This window comes from Ammoniphilus sp. YIM 78166, from assembly GCF_004522215.1.
In the GTDB taxonomy this organism is placed as follows: Bacteria; Bacillota; Bacilli; order Aneurinibacillales; family RAOX-1; genus YIM-78166.
In genome coordinates, this window is the sequence record NZ_SDLR01000053.1 from 1 (window position 1) to 386 (window position 386).

A 386-nucleotide genomic window follows, 5' to 3' on the forward strand; every position below is an offset into this window, starting at 1 on the left:
CCTGAGTAATCGCGGTCGGCTTATGTCGGCTGAGGAAAGTCCATGCTCGCACAGGCTGCGATGCCTGTAGTGTTCGTGCTCGGTGAAAAAATAAGCCGGGGGACGTTAGCAATAGCGTTACGGCGGGAAAAAACGGCTAAGGCTTCGGCTATGCTTGAGTATCCCTGAAAAGTGCCACAGTGACGATACGCCTAGGGAAACCTAGGCGGTGGAACGCGGTAAACCCCTCGAGCGGGCAACCCAAACTTTTGGTAGGGGCGCTTCACATATGGAATTGAACGAAATGTGGGGGGAGAGGAAACTCTCGAGATAGATGATTACTGCCAGCTGATCGTTTGCCTGAAACGGTTGGGTGGTACAAAACATGGCTTACAGGGATTTACACC

The 386-nt window shown here is 52.6% G+C and carries 1 other RNA gene; it reads left to right on the forward strand.

The features are described from left to right. Nucleotides 1-377, forward strand: an RNA gene (gene rnpB, locus EIZ58_RS32855) — RNase P RNA component class B; the annotation flags it as partial. Between the last annotated feature and the right edge of the window lie 9 nt (nucleotides 378-386).